The sequence below is a fragment of the Silanimonas algicola genome (genome assembly GCF_054777375.1).
On record NZ_BAAHAS010000001.1, the window covers coordinates 111,120 to 129,126 of the forward strand.

Consider the following 18,007-nt stretch of genomic DNA (forward strand, 5'->3'; position numbering starts at 1 on the left):
ACCATCCCGTCGTGCGCCGGCCGGATCGCCTCCGGCACCAGCATCTTCACGTTGCGGCCCAGCACCTCCGCCCGCGAGTAGCCCCACAACCGCTCCGCCGCCGCGTTGAAGAACGTCACGTTGTTCGACTGGTCGATCGTCACCACCGCATCCAGCGCCTGCTCCAGCGTCTGGTTGATGATCTCCCGGCCCTCGCGCTCCGCCGTGATGTCCTTGACGAACGCCGTGTACAGGATCTTCCCGTCCAGGCGCACCTTCGACAGCGACAGGTTGCCCCACACCATCGAGCCGTCCTTGCGGAAGATCTGCACGTCCCGCGACGTCCCCACGATCTTGTCCCGGCCCGTCGTCCGGTTGGCGTCCACCATCCCGTCGTGCGCCGGCCGGATCGCCTCCGGCACCAGCATCTTCACGTTGCGGCCCAGCACCTCCGCCCGCGAGTAGCCCCACAACCGCTCCGCCGCCGCGTTGAAGAACGTCACGTTGTTCGATTGGTCGATGCTGACCACCGCGTCAAGCGCCTGTTCGAGGACGCTTCGCCATTGCTCGGCTTGGCGGGTGGCGGGGAACCAGCGCACGAGCGACGACCACATGGCAGACCTCCAGGCGAGGGACGGACAGGCATTAAGGGCGGCGCAGAAAGTACGGGAACCGCGGCGTGAAAAAAGGGTGAAATATCGCCATGGCGGCGTCGATCTCACCACTTTTCGCAAAAGCACGGCGCCAGGCGCATCGCCAGCCGCGACGCGCACCGCATCCCGGTCAAGGGGTCGTCACGCCGAAGCGAGTCGATCGAGGAACGCCGCCGGCAGGGCCTGCCGCCCCAGCCAGCCGCGCTGCGTGCCGGTCAGCACGCGCAGCATCTGCCCGCGCCCACCGGGCAGGCGCCCCATCGGCACGAAAAGCGCGTCGCGCATTGCCGCGACCGCGTCCTGCTCGCCTTGGAACACCGGCGTCAACCAGCGGCTCCAGAACTGGTAGATCGCGACGTGGCGGCGGCGCTCCGTCGCGAAGGCATGGAGCGCGCCGTCCAGCGTGCGCGCCTCCGGTGCCGCGCCCTCGGGCAAGGTTCGAAGGGCATCACGCAGGGCCAGCGCATCGAGCAGGGCCATGTTCACGCCCTGCCCCAGCTGCGGGCTCATCGCGTGGGCCGAATCGCCGCAGAACACGAGGCGGCCACGGTGCCACGGGCCGCGCATCACCACGTCGCGATACGTGGCGCGGGCGAGCGCTCCGGCCTCGGTGATGCCGGCCACGAGCTCGGCGGCTTCCGGCCACAGCGCGGCGAGTTCGGCCTTCCACGCGTCCAAGCCCTCGCGCTCCCAGGCCTCGAAGGCCTGGCGCGGCAGGCTCCAGAAGAAGCTCAGCATCGGCCGCGCATCACCGGGCCGCGTGCCCACGGGCAACACGCCGACCATCTTCCGCGCCTGCCGGTAGCGCTGCCGGAGTTCCTTCGGGTGCGTCCAGCCGCGGTCCTCGCACAGGCACCACAGCGCGCCCCACGGGTACACCGCGTCCATCGATGCGACGTCGGGCATCGATTGGCGAAGGGCCGAGTGCGATCCGTCGGCCGCGATCACCAGATCGAACGGGCCGTGCCTTTGGCCACCGGCATCGACCAGCGTGCCGTCGTCGTCGGCGCGCTCGATACGCGTCCCGGTCGTGATGCGCCCGTGGTCCGGCCAGGCCGCACGGAGGGCTTCGAACAGCGCGCCGCGCTGCAGGCCCCAGCCGAACAGGCGGGCGTCGAGCCCAGCGTAATGCATGTCCATCACCGCGCGATGGCCGTCGCCACGCGGCGTGTCGCCATACAGGCGATCGATGCGCCGCCCGTAGGCCAGCACCGCGTCGAGCAGGCCCATCTGCCACAGCGCCCCCAGCCCGGTGGGCTGCAGCAGGAAGCCCGCGCCGACCGGCCGCGGCGCTTCGGCCTGCTCGAACACCTGCAGCCGGTGCCCATCGCGGGCGAGCAGCAGCGCCAGCGCTTGGCCGGCGGTGCCGTAGCCGACGATGGCGATGTCGAGGGGCCTCATGCGCGTCGGGGGCCGCGTCGGAGGCTCAGACCGTCAAGGCCCGCAGCAATCCGGGCAAAGGCTCGGTGGCCGCGGCCATGTTCGCCAGCACGTCCTCAAGGGTGATCACCTCGTCGGTCGGCGCGCGGCCGGCCGCCCAGTTCGCGACGATGGCGAGGCAGGCGTAGTCGAGGCCAAGCTCCCTCGCGAGCGCGGCTTCCGGCATGCCGGTCATCCCGACGAGGTCGCAGCCGTCGCGGCGCAGGCGTTCGATCTCGGCCTTGGTCTCCAGCCGCGGGCCCTGCGTGGCGCCGTAGCAGCCGCCATCGACGACCGGCACGCCGGCGGCCTTCGCCGCCTCGACCAAGGCACGGCGCAGCGACGGCGTGTACGGGTCGCCGAAGTCGACGTGCAGGGCCTCGCCCTCGCCGTCCCACAGGCTCACGGTGCGGCCGTGCGTGTAATCGATGATCTGGTCGGGCACGCCGATGACGCGGGGGCCCCAGCCTGACGTGATCCCGCCGACCGAATTGACCGCGACGACGCGCGTCGCGCCGATCGATTTCAGCGCCCACAGGTTGGCGCGGTAGTTGATGCGGTGCGGCGGCATCGCGTGGCCCTCGCCATGGCGCGCCATGAAGGCGATGCGGTGCGGGCCGAAGCCGCCCACGCGCACCGGCGCCGAGGGCATGCCGTAGGGCGTGTCGACGGTGTGCGTCTCAACACCCTCGAGCTCGGCCAGCTTGTACAGGCCGGTGCCGCCGATGACGGCGAAGTCGATGGCGCGGCTCATGCCTGAGGCTCCCACGCGTAGATGGCCGGCAGGTTGCGGCCCTGTTCGTAGAAGTCCATGCCGTAACCGTAGACGTAGAAGTCCGGCACCTCGAGGCCGATGTGCTCGGCCTTCGCATCCGGCGCGCAGCGGTCGTGCGCCTTGCGGCAGAGCACGGCCACGCGCACTTCGGCGGCGCCCTGGTCATGGCACCACTGGGTGATGCCGACCAGCGTATTGCCCTCGTCGAGGATGTCGTCGACGACCAGCACGCGGCGCCCCTTGAGCGGCGTCTGCGGGCGGTGCAGCCACACCAGCGTTTCGCCGGTCGTCTTGCCGCGGTAGCGCGTGGCGTGCAGGTAGTCGAACTCGAAATCGCGGCCGGTCGCCAGCGCGAGGCCGGTGGCGAACAGCATCCCGCCATTCATCACGGTCAGGAACAGCGGCGGCTCGGCGGCATCGGCGTACGCCGCGCGCAGCTCCGCGGCGACGCGGGCAATGGCGGCATCGATGGCCGAGCGGTCATGGATCACGCGCGAGTCGCGCAGGGCATCGGCCAGCAGGGGGCGGGTCATTCGGAGTTCTCAGGCGATGAACGGGGACGCGCCAAGCGCGGACTGGATGGCGGGACGGCGGGCGTCGGCGAGCAGCCCCTGCCAGCCGAGCGCACCGCGGCCCATCAGGCCGGCGAGCGCGGCGGTGTTGGCCGGACCGCGCGAATCGCAGGCGTTCAGGCTGTCCTCGACCAACGCCGGGGCGCAGACCAGCACCACGTCGCAGCCGGCATCCAGATGCGCGTCGATGCGCGCCTTGATGCCACCGGCGGACTCCGCCGCGGCCATGCCGATGTCATCGGAGAACGCCACGCCGCGGAAGCCCATGCGCTCGCGCAGCACGTCCTTCAGCCAGAACGGCGAGTAGCCGGCCGGCTCCGGTGCGATGGCCGGGTACGTGACGTGGGCGAGCATCACCGCCTCGGCGCCCGCCTCGATGCCGGCGACGAAGGGCACGAGGTCCTCGTGCTCCAGCACGTCCATCGGACGCGGGTCGACGGCTTCATCGAAGTGCGTGTCTTCGAGCACCGAGCCGTGGCCCGGAAAGTGCTTGAGCGTCGCCGCCATGCCGGCGGCGTGCATGCCCTGCACGTAGGCGCGGGTGAAGGCCGCCACCACCTGCGGGTCGGCATGGAAGGCGCGATCGCCGATGGCGAGGTTGCCGCGGCCAAGGTCCACCACCGGCGCGAAGCTGAGGTCGAGGCCGATCGCACGGATCTCGCTGGCCATCAGCCAGGCGTGTTCGTGCGCGAGGCGCAGGGCGGCGCCGGGATCACGCTCGTAGAGCGGCCCGAACGGCGCGAGCGCCGGCAGTTTGGTGAACCCTTCGACGAAGCGCTGCACGCGGCCGCCCTCCTGGTCGACGCAGAGCAGCTGCGGCCGGGGCGCGGCCTCGCGGATGGCGGCGGCGAGTTCGGTCACCTGCTCGCGCGAGGCGAAGTTGCGCTTGAACAGGATCACGCCGGCCGCGGCCGGATGCTGCAGCCAGTCGCGCTCCTGCGCGGTGAGTTCCGTACCACTGATGCCGAAGATCAGCACGCGTGTTTCTCCTCGTCGGTCCACGCAGCAAACGGCCGGGCCGACAGCGCGAGGTTGTAGTAGCGGGCGTGCTCGGTCACTTCCGCGCCGAGCCACGCTGGTCGTTCGAACGCCTCGTCGACCGCGCCCAGCTCGATCTCGGCGACGACGAGCCCGGCATTGTCGCCGTGGAACTCGTCGACTTCCCACAGATGCGCGCCGACGTTGACGTAATGCCGGGTCTTGTCGATGGCGCCGCCGACGCAGAGCGCCAGCAGGGCTTCCGCATCGGCCAGCGGAATGGCGTACTCGAACTCCTGACGCGAGGCGCCGAGCTCACGCGACTTCAGGTTCAGCGCGGCCTGCTCGCCGGCGATGCGCACGCGCACCGACGCCTTCTGCGCGCCGGCCTGCAGCGATGCCGCGTCGTTGAGGTAGCCCTGGGCCATGCGCTGGCGGCGCGAGGCTTGCGCGCGCCACGCGTCGCCCAGCACGAGGAACTTGCGTTCGATCTCGATGCCCATCAGCGGCGCTCGAACACGGCGATCGACTCGACGTGCGCGGTGTGCGGGAACATGTCCATCACGCCGGCGCCGAGCAGGGTGTAGCCGCGCTCGTTGACGAGGAAGCCGGCATCGCGGGCCAGCGAGCCCGGGTGGCAGCTCACGTAGACGATGCGGGGAATGGTCTTCAGCGGCAGCTGGGCCAGCACCTCGGCCGCGCCGGCGCGCGGCGGGTCGATCAGCAGCTTGTCGAAGCCGTCGCGCATCCACGGCTCGCCCGAGAGGTCCTTGGCGAGGTCGGCGGCGAAGAAGCGCGCGTTCGGCAGGCCATTCGCCTCGGCGTTCTGCCGTGCCCGCGCCACCAGCCCGGCATCGCCCTCGACGCCGACGACGTCGAAGCCGCGCCGCGCGATTGGCAGCGTGAAATTGCCCAAGCCGCAGAACAGGTCGAGCACGCGCTCGCCGGGCTTGAGGTCGAGCAGATCGATGGCTCGCGCGATCATCTGGCGGTTCAGGCCGGCATTGACCTGGATGAAATCGAGCGGCCGGAACTGCAGGCGCACGCCGTCCGCGGCGCCCACGTCCGCGGGGCTGAGGTCGAAGTGCAGGTCGACGTGCTCCGGCCACAGCGGCGCGACGGTGTCGATGCCGCCCGGCTGAAGGAAGACCGCGACTGCCTCGCGCTTCGCGAAGTCCGTCAGTTTCTCGAGATCGCCGGCCGAGAGAGGTTCGAGGTGGCGGAACACCAGCGCCAGCACGCCGCTCTCCCTCGCCACGCCGCCATCCAAAGCACCGTCGCCGGCGATGAACTCGATCTGCGGCAGCGTGCGGCGGCCGTCGAGCGATTCCACCAAGGCGGACAGCGCCGGAATGCGCTGACCCACGGCCGGGATCACCGTGTGGCACTCGGACAGATCGGCGACGAAGCGCGGGTCCTGCTCGCGGAAGCCCACCAGGGCCTTGCCCTTCTTTTCGACCCAACGCACTGACAGGCGGCCCTTGCGCCGATAGCCCCATTGCGCGTCGCGGATCGGAGTGAACCACTCGCGCGGCTCGACGTGGCCGATACGCGCCATGTTCTCGGTGAGCACGCGGGCCTTGGCCTCGATCTGCTTCGCCTCGTCGAGGTGCTGCAGCACGCAGCCGCCGCAGGTCCCGAAATGGGCACAGCGCGGCGCCACGCGATCGGCCGAGGCGTCGAGCACCTCGAAGGCCGCCGCCTCGTCGAAATGGCGGTTCTTCGCCGTCTGCTTGGCCCGGACGCGCTCGCCCGGGAGCGCGCCCGCCACGAACACGGCCTTGCCGTCGCGGCGGCCGACGCCCCGACCGTCGTGGGTCAGGCCGTCGATGGCGATCTCGAAATCAGGGTCCAGTCGTTGCCGCTGTCGTGCCACGGGAAGCTCGGAAAGGAACGGGGCGCGATTGTATCGCGCCCCGGATTTCTCGCCCCGACTCCCCCGCCCGGCGCCGTCGCAAGGTGAGTCGGCGTCGGCCTACTTCTGCTTCCAGCCGCCGGCGCTGTCCTGGTACCACCAGCCCGCGCGGGCCTGCGCCACCCACTCCTTCGCGAACGTCTGCCGGATCTGCGTCTCCCATTCCGGGTGGCCGTTGGCCACGGCGATCTCGCGGTAGACGGCGTTGCGGTCGCGGTTCTCCTCGGCGACCGCCTGGTTCGCCGCCGTGCGCTGCGCCAGCGGCACCTTCGACGGATCGCGCAGCACGACGAGGCCGTCGTTGCCGAAGCCCATCGCCCCGGCGTCGAAGAGCGGCGCCAGCCTGCCCTGGAAGCGCTCGGCCATCCGCGCCTGGATGGCCTGGATGGCCGGCGTGCGGATGCGGATGTCGACGTTCTCCTGCGCATGCGCGCTGGCGATGAGGAAACCGAGCGGGTCGAAACGCGCTTCGGTATGCGAGAACACGCGAACGGGAACGACGCCACGACCCTCGACCGTCGCCGCGACGAAACGGCCGGCCTCGCCGTGCTCAACACTGGTCGACCCGCCGCTGGCGGCCGACGCCCCACCGATCACGTCCTCGACGAATTCCTCCGCCGCCTTCTGCGCCTCGGCAGCCGGGAAGTACACGTTGATGGTGACACATGACGCCAACAGCACGACGGGCAGAAGCAGGACGGAGAGCTTCATCAGGGGCGGGCGCATGGCGATCACCTTCATTGGCGGGTTCCCGCGATGCTAACGCCGTAGATCACGTGCCGCGCAAGCCGGAACCTCGCTGCCGTCGCCCGGCGTTCAGGCAGTCGCCGAGGGGCCGCCGTGCGCGGGGGCGTCACTCGATCCGCAGCGTGTCGCCTTCGGTGGCGTCCTTCAGGCGCGAGACCAGCGTCGGCCAGTCGACGCTGCGCCGGAACCCCACCACATCGATTCGCGGCAGGCCGCGGCCGTCGATGATCACGTAACCGTCGCCTCGCTTCTTCAAGCCGGTCATGGCGCAACGGTTGTCGCGCAGCACGCAGCCGATACCGATGCGGTCGTAACCGAAATCGTCGAACGTGCGCAGCAGCCGGGCCTGCATCCCGGCGACCAGCCCGGAGCCCCCGAGGTCGGAGATGTCCTGCACGGCGCGCTGGCTGATGCGACGCGGCCCGGCCCAGTCGCGGTCGGTCAGCAGGCGCGCGTCGAAGGCGACCGGCGTCCAATCGACGAGGCGCAGGTCGCGGATACGCCCGTCGAGGCGTCCGGTGATCTCGCCGAAACCGAAGGCACCGGTCAACGGCGCGAGGTCGATGTCCTGGAAGCGCAGGTTGGCCGCCAACGACGGCGCCACGCCGAATGGCCGCTCGAGCGCGAGGTCATCGATGCGGACCTCGCCACCGAACAGCTGCATGGCGAGCCCCCCCTCGAAGCGCACGCGGTTCCGCTCGTACAGGGCATTGGGCAGGGTCCCGCCCAGCGTGCCCTCGAAATCGGGCCAGCCAAGGCGTTGGGACAGGCTGCCAAGGTCGAGGGCTTCGAGCGCCAGCCCCATCTCGATACGCAGGGGCGCCTCGCCGCGAGCCGGTCGCCACACCAGCCGGTCGAGCCGCAGATGCCCGCCGAGTGTCCCGGCCCGCAATGGGGCCGCAAGGACGAGCTGCCCCCCGCTGCTGCGGAAACCGAGCCGCCCGGCTTCGATGCCGATGCCGTACAGCGCGGCGGCCCGCCAGCCCAGGGCGCTGGCCGTGACGTCGGCGTCGCGCGACCAGCGCACGCCGCCATCGATCCCTGCCAACGAGAAGCGTCCTTTCGGATCGATGGCGATGGCCTCGCGAAGATCGACATCGAGCGCGGACAGCCCCTCGGGATCGAACGCGACGGCGCCGCCACCCTGCCCCGCCAACTGCAGCTCGCCGAAACCCGCCGGCGCAAGCACGCCGTCGAGGTAGCGGGCGCGAAGCGCCGCAAGGTCCGGCGAGGCCCAGCGTGCCGCCAGCGCCGAGACAGTACCGTCCGGGCCCAAGCGGGCGTCGCCCTCCGCCTGGAGGGCGGGCGCGTCGCCCCACGCCCAACGGGAGACGCGCCAGCCGCCGTCGGGCGCGGACTCGGCGTCGAGACGGAGGTCGACGCCACCCGCCGGCACCGCGAGATAGATCGGGGTCACCAGCAACTCGCCGGCCCGCAAGCCGGCTTCGATCGACACGCGCACGCCCGCCGGTTCCGAGGCCTTCGCGGGGAACGCCACGTAGCTCAGCCGCAGCGGCATCGACAGGCCGGCCCCCGCCATCAGGCCGTCCAGCGTCTCGAAGGCGAGCCGCTCAAGCCGCACGTCGGCGTCGATCCGGGTCGAGTCATCGCCAACCGGAACGGTCAAGGTACCGGACACCGTGCCGTCGTCGATTCGACCGTCGGCCCAAATCTGCCTCTGGAGCCCCTGCAACCACGCCAGCGGGATGTCTTGGAGCGCAACGCGCCAGGGCGAGGCCACGTCCTTGTCGACGCGCAGCGAGCGGCGTCCCTGCGACCAAGCCATCCGCGTCCGCGCGGCGGAGAGATCGACCACCAGCCGGCCGGCCTCACGGCCACCGACGTGCAGCGGCCCGTCGCACGTCAACGGATCGAGCGTCGCGACGCGCTCGCAGGACCATGCCACCCGCTCGAGGCGGAGCGCCGCGTCCGGCAGTTCCACCCGCGCCGCCTCGACCGCCAGCCCGATCGGATCCGCGCCGGCCGCGCCAGTCCGGAGCCGGATGCCGACGGTTTCGGCACGGGCTGCACCGGCGTCCACGCGAGCGATGCCGACGCGCAGTTCGCGAGCGCCGGTTTCGGGCGTCGCAAGCAGGACCGCGGCCACGACCAACACCGTTCGGAGGAGCACTGTCAGAGTTTTCCTATAGTGGCTTGCGACGGCGACCGGCATCCTGATTGGAGCATGCATCGAGGAGGATGCCGTGAGCCTACGCTTCCTGGTGGTGGAAGATGATCCCGCAAGCCGCGAGTTCGCCCGGATCAATCTGTCGCCGTTCGGTATCGTCGACGTGGCACGCACGCTGGCCGATGCCGGCGCCCTTTGCGCCGAGCATCACTACGGCCTGCTGCTCCTCGACGTTGCGCTGCCGGACGGGCAAGGCGATGCCTGGCTGGCCCGCCAGCGGGCGCTCGGCAACCGGACGCCGGCGGTGGCGCTCACGGCCGAGCTGGACGTCGAGCGTCGGCGCCGGCTCATGGCCAGTGGTTTTGCCGAGGCCCTCGGCAAGCCGCTCTCGGCATCCATGCTCCGCGACGCACTGGCACCGTGGCTGGGCAACGCGTCCGAGGCATGGGACAACGCCCGGGCGCTGTCGGCACTGGGCGGTTCCGACGCAGCCCTTCGGCGCATGCGAACCCTGTTCCTCGAGGAACTGCCGCGCCAGCGTGAGCGGGTCGTTGCCGCGCTCACCGGCGACGACGTCGCCGGCCTTCGTGCCGTGCTGCACCAGTTACGCGCCGGCTGCGGCTTCGTCGGCGCCACCGCCTTGGCCGGAGCGGCCGAAGCCCTGCATGCGGAACCGGCGGATGGTGAGGCCGCAAAACGACTACTCCGCCGGATCGACGAGACGCTCGCCAGCCCCAGGGTGTGAACGCCCTACCCGGGCGACTTCGGCCATCAGGCTCCAGGCCTTGAGGGGCTTGCCACCGAGATGATGCGCGAGGATGGCCCGCAGCCCACGACGCAATTCGCCGACCTCGTCAGCCGGCGGACAGCGGTCTTCCGCCAGCGCCAGCAGCGCGCTGCCGCGAAGGCTGTCAGAGGCATGGCTACGATCGCGCCAAGCCCCGTGCTCGGGATCGATGCGGTAGCGTGCCGCCGGGTCGAGCGGCTCGCCGTCGGCGGTTTCGCCCCAAGGCAGCCCGAGGCCGAGGGCGTCCAACAAGTCGCGTTCGAAGCGGCGCAGGGTCCAGGCCAACGGGCGTGGGCCGTCGGGCGGGGTGACTTCGGCGAGCTCACCGCGCAAGGCGCCATAGCGCACGAACACCTCGGGAACGGCGTCCTGGCGAGGCAGCAGGCGGAGCAGCAATTCGTGCACGTAGAAGCCCGCCAACGCCGCATCGCCCGCATGCCTCGGCGCGGCATCCACCGCTTCCCAGCGCGCCAGCGTCCAAAGCTCGCCCCGTTGCGCCGCGTCGAATTCAATGGCCTGCCAAGGCTGCAGCGCGGCGCGGCGCGCCTGCTGCTTGGCCCCCTGCACGCCCCGGGCCACCACGCCGATGCGGCCGTGGTGCTCGCTCAACAGTTCGACCAGCAGGCTGGTCTCGCGCCAGGGCCGCGCATGCAGCACGAAGGCGCGTTCACCGCCGACGCGCACGGGGGCTGGCTACTCGCCGTAGCCGAACTGGCGCAGCGCCGATTCGTCGTCCGACCAGCCCTCGCGCACGCGCACCCAGGTCTGCAGGAAGACGCGGCGTCCGAAGAGCTTCTCCATCGAGATGCGCGCGGCGCTGCCGATGGTCTTCAGCATCTCGCCGCCCTGGCCGATCACGATGGCCTTCTGGCCATCACGCTCGACCCAGATGATGGCGGCGATGCGCAGCTTCTCGCCCTCTTCTTCGAACTTCTCGATCTCGACCGTCGTCGAGTAGGGCACTTCCTGGCCGAGCTTGCGCATCAGCTGCTCGCGCACCAGCTCGGCGGCGAGGAAACGCTCGCTGCGGTCGGTGATCTCGTCCTCGGCGAACAGCGGCGGCGACTCCGGCAGCACCGAGATCAGGCTCTTCACCAGCGGGCGCAAGCCATCCTGCTTGCGCGCGGCGATCGGATGCACCGCGGCGAACTCGCGGTCCTTGGTCACTTCGGCGATGAAGGGCAGCAGCGCGCCCTTCTCGGCCAGCTTGTCGACCTTGTTGATGACGAGCACGACCGGCACCCCGGCGTCGCGCAGCACCTTGTAGGCGAGGCTGTCCTCGTCGGTCCAACGGCCAGCCTCGACGACGAGGGCGGCGCCGTCGACGTCTTCCACCGCGCCACGGGCAGCCCGGTTCATGTACCGGTTCATCGCGCGCCCGCTCTGGTCGCGGTGCAGCCCGGGCGTGTCCACCAGGGCGATCTGGCCGTCCTGGAAGGTGGCGATGCCGAGAAGGCGATGGCGCGTGGTCTGCGGTTTCGGCGAGACGATGCTCACCTTGGCGCCGACCAGGGCGTTCACGAGGGTGGACTTGCCCACGTTGGGGCGGCCGAGCACGGCGATGGTGCCGGCGCGGTGCGGGGTGTCGGTATCGAGGGTGTCGCTCATGCCGGCAGTGTAGCGGCGCCGCGGCCCTTCGGATAATCGCGCTCCAGGGCGGCCAGCAGGGCTTCAGCGGAGGCCTGCTCGGCATTGCGAAGCGAGGTGCCCTCGCCTTCCACTTCCAGCAGGGGCTCGCCCGCGCGGGCCCGCACGCGGAAGTGCCGGGAATGGTCGGGCCCGCGGGCCTCCACGAGCTCGTACTCCGGCCGCGCCCACTGGCGCGCCTGCAACCATTCCTGCAGCCGGGTCTTGGGGTCCTTGTCGACCTTGCCGGTGGGCATGGCGGCCAAGCCCGCCTCGAACCACGGCAGGGCGACGATGCGGCAGGCCTCGAGCCCACCATCGAGGTAGATCGCCCCGACCACCGCCTCGAGGGCATCGGCGAGGATGGAATCGCGGTGCCTGCCGCCCGACTTCATCTCGCCCGGGCCGAGTTGCAGGCGATCCCCGAGGCCAAGGCCCCGTGCGATGGTCGCGAGGTTCGATTCCCTCACGAGGGCCGAGCGCGCCCGGGTCAGGGCGCCTTCGTCGGCCTGCGGCCAGCGCTCGTGCAGGGCCTCGGCAATCAGCAGGGCGAGCACGGCGTCGCCGAGGAACTCGAGCCGCTCGTTGTGCGGCGCGCCGGCGCTGCGATGCCGCAGCGCCGTCTCGAGGCGGCCCGGGTCGGCGAACCGATGGCCGAAGCCTGCCTTCATGCCTGATCGGTCAAGGCTGGCGGATCGGCGCCGAGTGATGGAACTTGGCGACGAAATCGATGTTGTAGATCAACGGCTTGCGGATCTCGTAGTTCAGCACGAGATTGAGCTGGTTGCCATCGCGCACGACGCGGACGAACTCCGGCTTGTACGAGTCGGCGTAGTCGATCGTCATCTGCCGGTCCATCGCCCTGCGGATCGTGTTGATGTCCGCGGCTTGCGCCTCGGCGGCGACCTTGTTGACCGCATTGCGGATCGAGTAGTACTCGATGTAAGTCGGCCCGATCTTCATGCCGAGGAACAGGAAGAACCCGACCACCGCCAGGACGACGATGAATCCGATGAAGCTGATACCGCGCTGACGCTGGTGCATGGGCGACCCCGGGGGTTTAGCGGATGACATCGCCCATTCGACGCCAATCGAAGCTGTCCACGCAAGCCCAGTTCGAGCAGTTGAGCCAGATGACGTCGGCGCGGCCGGCCAGGTTGGCCGCCGGCACGAAGCCCCAGAAGCGGCCGTCGTCCGAGGCGACGCGGTTGTCGCCGAGCACGAAGTAATGCCCGTCCGGCACCACGTACTCGCCGTCGCCGTAGGCCATCTGTCGCGACCATTTGTCGAGGATGGCGTGTTCCTTGCCCGGGGCGAGGGCCTCGCTGACGCGGGTCGCGCCCGTCATCTCGATGGCCGCCGGGGCGCCGCTGCCCACGTAGATCGCCTCGTCGCCGTAGGCGACCGGCGCGCCGTTCACGGCCAAGCGATTCTGGCGGACGGTAATGGTGTCGCCGGGAAGGCCGATGACGCGCTTGATGTAGTCGGTGCCGGCGGGCGGATCGCCGGGCACCGGCGGGTTCCGGCCCGGGTAGCGGAAAACGACGACGTCGCCGCGCTCCGGGGTACCGGTCTCGAACAGCACGGTGTTCGTCACCGGCAGCCGGACGCCGTAGGCGAACTTGTTGACGAGGATGAAGTCGCCGATCAGCAGGGTGGGCATCATCGATGAGGACGGGATGCGGAAGGGCTCGTACACGAAGCTCCGCAGGCACAGGACGATCGCCAGCACAGGGAACAGGGAGGCGAAGAAATCCACCGTCTCGTTCGGCTTGTCGCCTGCGGCACGACGCTTGGACAACACCAGCTTGTCCACCAGCCAGAAGGCACCGCAGAGCAGCGTCAGGGCGGTGAGGATGAGGGCGAAATCCAGCTTCACGCGGCGTCCTTACTTGGAGTTGTTGTCGACCGAGAGCACCGCGAGGAAGGCTTCCTGCGGGATTTCCACCTTGCCGAACTGCTTCATGCGCTTCTTGCCCTCCTTCTGCTTCTCGAGGAGCTTCTTCTTGCGCGTGGCGTCGCCGCCGTAGCACTTCGCGAGCACGTTCTTGCGCATCGCCTTGACCGTGGAGCGGGCGATGATCTGCGAGCCGACGGCGGCCTGGATGGCGACGTCGAACATCTGCCGCGGGATCAGCTCGCGCATGCGTTCGCAGAGGTCGCGGCCACGGCGGTCGGCGTGGGCGCGGTGCAGGATCATCGACATGGCGTCGACCTTGTCGCCGTTGATCAGCACGTCGACGCGCACGAACGGGCCGGCCTCGAAGCGAAGGAAGTGGTAGTCGAGCGAGGCGTAGCCCCGCGACACCGACTTCAGGCGGTCAAAGAAGTCGAGCACCACCTCGGCCATCGGCAGCTCGTAGGCGATCTGCACCTGGCTGCCGAGGTAGGTGATGCCGATCTGGCTGCCGCGCTTCTCCTCGCAGAGCTTGATGATGTTGCCGATGTATTCCTCGGGCGTGAGGATGTTGGCGCGGATGATCGGCTCGCGGATTTCCTGGATCTTGTTCACCGGCGGCAGGCGCGCGGGGTTGTCCAGCTTCATCACCTCGCCGTCGGTCTGCACCAGCTCGTAGACCACCGTGGGCGCCGTCGTGACGAGGTCGAGGTCGTACTCGCGCTCGAGGCGCTCCTGAACGATCTCCATGTGCAGCATGCCGAGGAAGCCGCAGCGGAAGCCGAAGCCCATCGCTTCCGAGCTTTCCGGCTCGAACTGCAGGGCGGCGTCGTTGAGGCGCAGCTTCTCCAACGCCTCGCGCAGCGCCGGGTAGTCGTCGGCCGCGGTCGGGAACAGGCCGGCGAACACGCGCGGCTGCATCTTCTGGAAGCCTGGCAGTGCCGAGGCCGCCGGATCGCGGGCGGAGGTCAGCGTGTCGCCCACCGGCGCACCGTGCACGTCCTTGATCGACGCGGTGAGGAAGCCGACCTCGCCGGGCAGCAGCGCGTCCTTGATCTTCCGCTTCGGGGTGAACACGCCGACGCTGTCCACTTCGTGCACGCGGCCGGTCGACATCACCTGGATCTTGTCGCCCTTGCGGATCTCGCCCTGCACGACGCGCACCAGCGAGACCACGCCGAGGTAGTTGTCGAACCACGAGTCGATGATCAGCGCCTGCAGCTTGTCGGTGTCGCCGACCTTCGGCGGCGGGATGCGCGCCACGATGGCCTCGAGCACGTCGCGCACGTTCAAGCCGGTCTTCGCGGAAATGGCGACGGCGTCCTCGGCATCGATGCCGATCACGGCCTCGATCTCGCGCTTGGCACGCTCGGTGTCGGCGGTCGGCAGGTCGATCTTGTTGAGCACCGGGACCACTTCGAGGCCCTGCTCGACGGCGGTGTAGCAATTCGCTACCGACTGCGCCTCGACGCCCTGCGCCGCATCGACGACGAGCAGCGCCCCCTCGCAGGCGGCCAGCGAGCGCGACACCTCGTAGCTGAAGTCGACGTGGCCGGGCGTGTCGATGAAGTTGAGCTGGTAGGTCTGGCCGTTCTTCGCCGTGTAGGGCAGCGAGACGGACTGGGCTTTGATGGTGATGCCGCGCTCGCGCTCGATGGGGTTCGAGTCGAGTACCTGCGCCTCCATCTCGCGATCCTCGAGGCCGCCGCAGAGCTGGATGATGCGGTCGGCGAGCGTCGACTTGCCGTGGTCGACGTGGGCGATGATCGAGAAGTTGCGGATATGCTGCATGGGGTGGGTGCCGGGAAGACGATGCCCCGATAGGGCCAGCCCTCGATTATCGCACACGGACTACCAGGCCCCGTGACGCGGGCCCTGACGCGGCCCAGGCCGAGAGACCCGGGCCGCGCGGCGTCCGGCCGTCAGGGCATCGGCAACTCGACGAAGCCCGTGCTGCTGGCATTCCGGACCAGCAAGCGCAGCGTGGCACCGGCCTTCACCTTGGCGAGTTCCGACTCGAACGCCGCGGGAGTCCCGACATCCCGGCCATTGACGGCTAGAACAACGTCCCCCGGATTGAGCCCGGCCTGCCTCGCCATGGCCGAGCCGACCCGGCTGATCCGCACGCCTTCACCCGCCTGCAGGCCGAGACGCTGGCGGGTGGCGGCGTCAACGGCCTCCACGGCCAAGCCGAGGGCATTGGCCGGGGCGGCAGCCGGGGCGGACGGCGTCGCCGGCGTGCCGGCCGTTGCGCCATCGAGAGCATCGAGGGACACCACCAGATCGCGGCTGCCGCCATCGCGCCGCACGGTGACCGTCGCGCGACTGCCCGGCGCCAACACCCCGACCTGGGGCGGCAGATCGGAGGCGCTGAGGATTTCCCGGCCGTTGAAGGCGGTGATGACGTCGCCCGGGCGGATCCCGGCCTTGTCGGCCGCACTGCCATTGTTGACGCTGTTGACGAACGCCCCGACAGGCCGGGAGAGGCCGAGCTCGCGGGCGCGCTCGCGGGTCAGCTCGCCAATCTGCACGCCCAGGACGCCGCGACGGACCTCGCCGGTCTCGCGCAGCTGCCGGGCCGTGTTCATCGCGACATCGACCGGAATCGCGAAACTCACGCCGATGAAGCCTCCGGTGTTGCTGAAGATCTGCGAGTTCACGCCGACCACCTCGCCACGCACATTCAACAGCGGTCCGCCGGAGTTGCCCCGGTTGATGGCAACGTCGGTCTGGATGAAAGGCACGTACTGCTGGCCCGGGTCGAGGCTGCGGCGGTTGACGCCGGAGACGATGCCGGCGGTCACCGAGTAATCGAAACCGAAGGGCGACCCGATCGCAACGACCCACTGGCCGGGCTTCAGGCTGCGCGCATCGCCGATGCGGACGGCCGGCAATCCGGTGGCCTCGACCTTCAGGACCGCGATGTCGGAGAGCGGGTCGGAGCCGACGATCTTCGCCTCGAGCTCGCGGCGGTCGTTGAAGCGGACGATGACCTTGTCGGCACCGTCGACGACATGGTGGTTGGTGATGATGTAGCCGTCACCGCTGGTGACGAAACCGGTGCCCTGCGACACGCCGCCGCGGGGCTGGGGCTGCGGCATGCCTGGTCCGATGAAGCGGCGGAAGATCTCGGGGAGCTGCTCGTCGGAGGGCCGGACCTGCGGCGGCCGTTCGCGCCCCGGCGAGCTCGTCGCTTCGATGTTCACGACCGCGGGCGTGACCTGCTCGACGAGACGCGTGAAGTCGGGCAACTGGACCAACGCCGCAGGGGACGTGGCCGGCGCTGCCGCCGCGGCGGTTTGCGCGCCAACCACTGGCGGCAAGAGCAGCGCGGTGGCCAGCAGGGGCGCGAGGGGAAGCAAGCGGGCGGGGGTCATCATCGAGAAAGCTCCTAGGATTCGTGGGCGGACTCGGAGGCGGGTTCAAGGCAGGGCCGCAGGCGCAGCGGCGGCGCATCGGGGCGCTTCGTCCACCGGCCGGCCAGAAAAGTTCCCAACAGCAGCCCAACGAGTGCACCGGCATTCGCCGCAGACCACTGCGCACCCAAGGCGTGGCCGAGGGCCGCGCCAGCAACGAGCGCGAGGATCGCGACGCCGTAGGCGCGGCCCGCGGCCCGCCGCAGGCGCGATGCCTCGACCTCGACGTCCACCTGTTCGCCGGCGGACAACCGGTCGCCACGGCGTTCGAGACGGAAAACCTCCGACCCTCCCGCAGCGAAAAGGCCGCAACGGCCGCCACAGCCCACGCAGCCGCGGCACTGCGACTCCACCCAGCGCAGGTCGATGTGGCTCTCGGAGGAAGCGAGGACGACGGCGCGTCGTCGGATCGCGCCGCCCTCCGCGCGGGAGGCCGTAGTCACTGCCGTGGTGGCTCAGCCGCCGGCGCGCGATAGTCGACGGCGTAGCCACCCTCGCCCGCGACGCTGCGCGGCCAAGGCCGACCGGGCGCATCGACGGCCGGCAAGGGCGCGAGTTGCTCCGGCGTGGGCTGCGGCGCGCGCACCAAAGGTGGAACCGCATGGGCGAGCGCGTCGACGTCGGCGACAGGCTGCCGTCGCAAAGGCATCGGCGCAGGATGATCGAAACCAGCCCTCCGAGGCGGCTGGGGTGCGGCGGCGCCAGCCCCCCCGGCCACGAGGCTCGCCGGGGCATCGTCGACCGGCGCCGGCGCGGACGGCCAAATCAATACGGCCGCAAGCGCCGCGGCGGCGGCCGTCGCCATCCAACGGATGCCGCGACCGGGCGGGGACCCGCGACGACTCGATGCCTCGGACACCTCCGGCACCTCGGCAGGGAGCGCCACGATGCGGGCGGCGACGCGACCCGCGAGCGTCTCCGACGGGCGATGCAAGGGATGGCGGCGGAGCACATCGCCGACCACCTGCCAACGGGCGACCTCGGCGCGAAGGGTTTCGTCCTGCAGCAGTCGCCTCGCCACGAAGCGCGAGGCCTCCGCCGTCAAGGCACCGTCGTGCCAGGCGCTCAGCTGTTCGCGGAAGTCGTCAGGTCCGGCAGGAGCATTCGGGGACATC

Annotated in this window: 19 protein-coding genes; 1 reads left to right on the top strand and 18 read right to left on the bottom strand. The window is 70.2% G+C overall.

The genetic code is table 11. The features are described 5' to 3' along the window. From ACYVAK_RS00535 to ACYVAK_RS00575, 9 genes are all read right to left on the bottom strand, one after another. Window positions 1-593: PAS domain S-box protein (locus ACYVAK_RS00535; protein ID WP_461056946.1), on the bottom strand; the 593-nt coding region annotated here is incomplete at its 3' end. A 180-nt stretch (window positions 594-773) separates the two neighbouring features. Continuing rightward, window positions 774-2,033 carry an FAD-dependent oxidoreductase gene (locus ACYVAK_RS00540; RefSeq protein WP_461056948.1) on the bottom strand — a complete coding sequence of 420 codons (1,260 nt, stop codon included), beginning with the start codon at window positions 2,031-2,033 and terminating at the stop codon, window positions 774-776. A gap of 25 nt (window positions 2,034-2,058) precedes the next feature. Beyond that, window positions 2,059-2,805 carry an S-methyl-5'-thioinosine phosphorylase gene (locus tag ACYVAK_RS00545; protein ID WP_461056950.1) on the bottom strand — a complete coding sequence of 249 codons (747 nt, stop codon included), beginning with the start codon at window positions 2,803-2,805 and terminating at the stop codon, window positions 2,059-2,061. Continuing rightward, entirely contained in the window at window positions 2,802-3,359 is a 558-nt protein-coding gene (locus tag ACYVAK_RS00550; RefSeq protein WP_461056952.1) for a hypoxanthine-guanine phosphoribosyltransferase, read from the bottom strand. Before ACYVAK_RS00550 ends, ACYVAK_RS00545 begins: the two co-directional genes overlap by 4 nt. A gap of 9 nt (window positions 3,360-3,368) precedes the next feature. Further along, window positions 3,369-4,376: a beta-N-acetylhexosaminidase gene (gene nagZ, locus ACYVAK_RS00555; protein WP_461056954.1), complete on the bottom strand. Its 1,008-nt coding sequence runs from the start codon at window positions 4,374-4,376 to the stop codon at window positions 3,369-3,371. Continuing rightward, window positions 4,370-4,879, bottom strand: a complete 510-nt coding sequence (locus ACYVAK_RS00560) for a CYTH domain-containing protein (protein ID WP_461056956.1) — start codon at window positions 4,877-4,879, stop codon at window positions 4,370-4,372. Before ACYVAK_RS00560 ends, nagZ begins: the two co-directional genes overlap by 7 nt. After that, window positions 4,879-6,252 carry a 23S rRNA (uracil(1939)-C(5))-methyltransferase RlmD gene (gene rlmD / locus ACYVAK_RS00565; protein ID WP_461056958.1) on the bottom strand — a complete coding sequence of 458 codons (1,374 nt, stop codon included), beginning with the start codon at window positions 6,250-6,252 and terminating at the stop codon, window positions 4,879-4,881. Before rlmD ends, ACYVAK_RS00560 begins: the two co-directional genes overlap by 1 nt. 99 nt (window positions 6,253-6,351) lie before the next feature. Beyond that, the gene (locus ACYVAK_RS00570; RefSeq protein WP_461056960.1) at window positions 6,352-7,017 is read right to left on the bottom strand and encodes a YdbL family probable chaperone protein; all 666 of its coding nucleotides are present in this window, start codon (window positions 7,015-7,017) and stop codon (window positions 6,352-6,354) included. 127 nt (window positions 7,018-7,144) lie between these two features. After that, entirely contained in the window at window positions 7,145-9,145 is a 2,001-nt protein-coding gene (locus tag ACYVAK_RS00575; RefSeq protein ID WP_461056962.1) for a hypothetical protein, read from the bottom strand. 97 nt (window positions 9,146-9,242) lie between these two features. On the opposite strand from ACYVAK_RS00575, the gene ACYVAK_RS00580 reads away from it, so the two are divergent. Continuing rightward, window positions 9,243-9,911, top strand: a complete 669-nt coding sequence (locus ACYVAK_RS00580; RefSeq protein WP_461056964.1) for a response regulator — start codon at window positions 9,243-9,245, stop codon at window positions 9,909-9,911. On the opposite strand, the gene recO is transcribed toward ACYVAK_RS00580, so the two are convergent. The 9 genes from recO to ACYVAK_RS00625 form a co-directional block, all read right to left on the bottom strand. Next, the gene (recO, locus tag ACYVAK_RS00585) at window positions 9,867-10,637 is read right to left on the bottom strand and encodes a DNA repair protein RecO (RefSeq protein ID WP_461056966.1); all 771 of its coding nucleotides are present in this window, start codon (window positions 10,635-10,637) and stop codon (window positions 9,867-9,869) included. The genes ACYVAK_RS00580 and recO overlap by 45 nt on opposite strands. Before the next feature lie 9 nt (window positions 10,638-10,646). Then, the gene (era, locus tag ACYVAK_RS00590) at window positions 10,647-11,561 is read right to left on the bottom strand and encodes a GTPase Era (protein WP_461056968.1); all 915 of its coding nucleotides are present in this window, start codon (window positions 11,559-11,561) and stop codon (window positions 10,647-10,649) included. Further along, window positions 11,558-12,250 (bottom strand): ribonuclease III, encoded by a 693-nt coding sequence (gene rnc / locus ACYVAK_RS00595; protein ID WP_461056970.1) that lies wholly within the window; start codon window positions 12,248-12,250, stop codon window positions 11,558-11,560. The genes era and rnc overlap by 4 nt, the downstream gene beginning before the upstream one ends. Window positions 12,251-12,260: 10 nt before the next feature. After that, window positions 12,261-12,623 (bottom strand): DUF4845 domain-containing protein, encoded by a 363-nt coding sequence (locus tag ACYVAK_RS00600; RefSeq protein ID WP_461056972.1) that lies wholly within the window; start codon window positions 12,621-12,623, stop codon window positions 12,261-12,263. Between the two features lie 16 nt (window positions 12,624-12,639). Next, window positions 12,640-13,458 (bottom strand): signal peptidase I, encoded by an 819-nt coding sequence (lepB, locus tag ACYVAK_RS00605; protein ID WP_461056974.1) that lies wholly within the window; start codon window positions 13,456-13,458, stop codon window positions 12,640-12,642. A gap of 9 nt (window positions 13,459-13,467) precedes the next feature. Beyond that, window positions 13,468-15,267, bottom strand: coding sequence for a translation elongation factor 4 (gene lepA / locus ACYVAK_RS00610; RefSeq protein ID WP_461056976.1), 1,800 nt, complete (start codon window positions 15,265-15,267; stop codon window positions 13,468-13,470). 131 nt (window positions 15,268-15,398) lie between these two features. Continuing rightward, on the bottom strand, window positions 15,399-16,856 hold the full coding sequence (locus tag ACYVAK_RS00615; protein ID WP_461056978.1) for a Do family serine endopeptidase: 1,458 nt from the start codon (window positions 16,854-16,856) through the stop codon (window positions 15,399-15,401). 11 nt (window positions 16,857-16,867) lie between these two features. Then, window positions 16,868-17,335, bottom strand: coding sequence for a SoxR reducing system RseC family protein (locus ACYVAK_RS00620; protein ID WP_461056980.1), 468 nt, complete (start codon window positions 17,333-17,335; stop codon window positions 16,868-16,870). After that, window positions 17,332-18,006: a sigma-E factor negative regulatory protein gene (locus ACYVAK_RS00625; RefSeq protein WP_461056982.1), complete on the bottom strand. Its 675-nt coding sequence runs from the start codon at window positions 18,004-18,006 to the stop codon at window positions 17,332-17,334. Before ACYVAK_RS00625 ends, ACYVAK_RS00620 begins: the two co-directional genes overlap by 4 nt. Between the last annotated feature and the right edge of the window lies 1 nt (window position 18,007).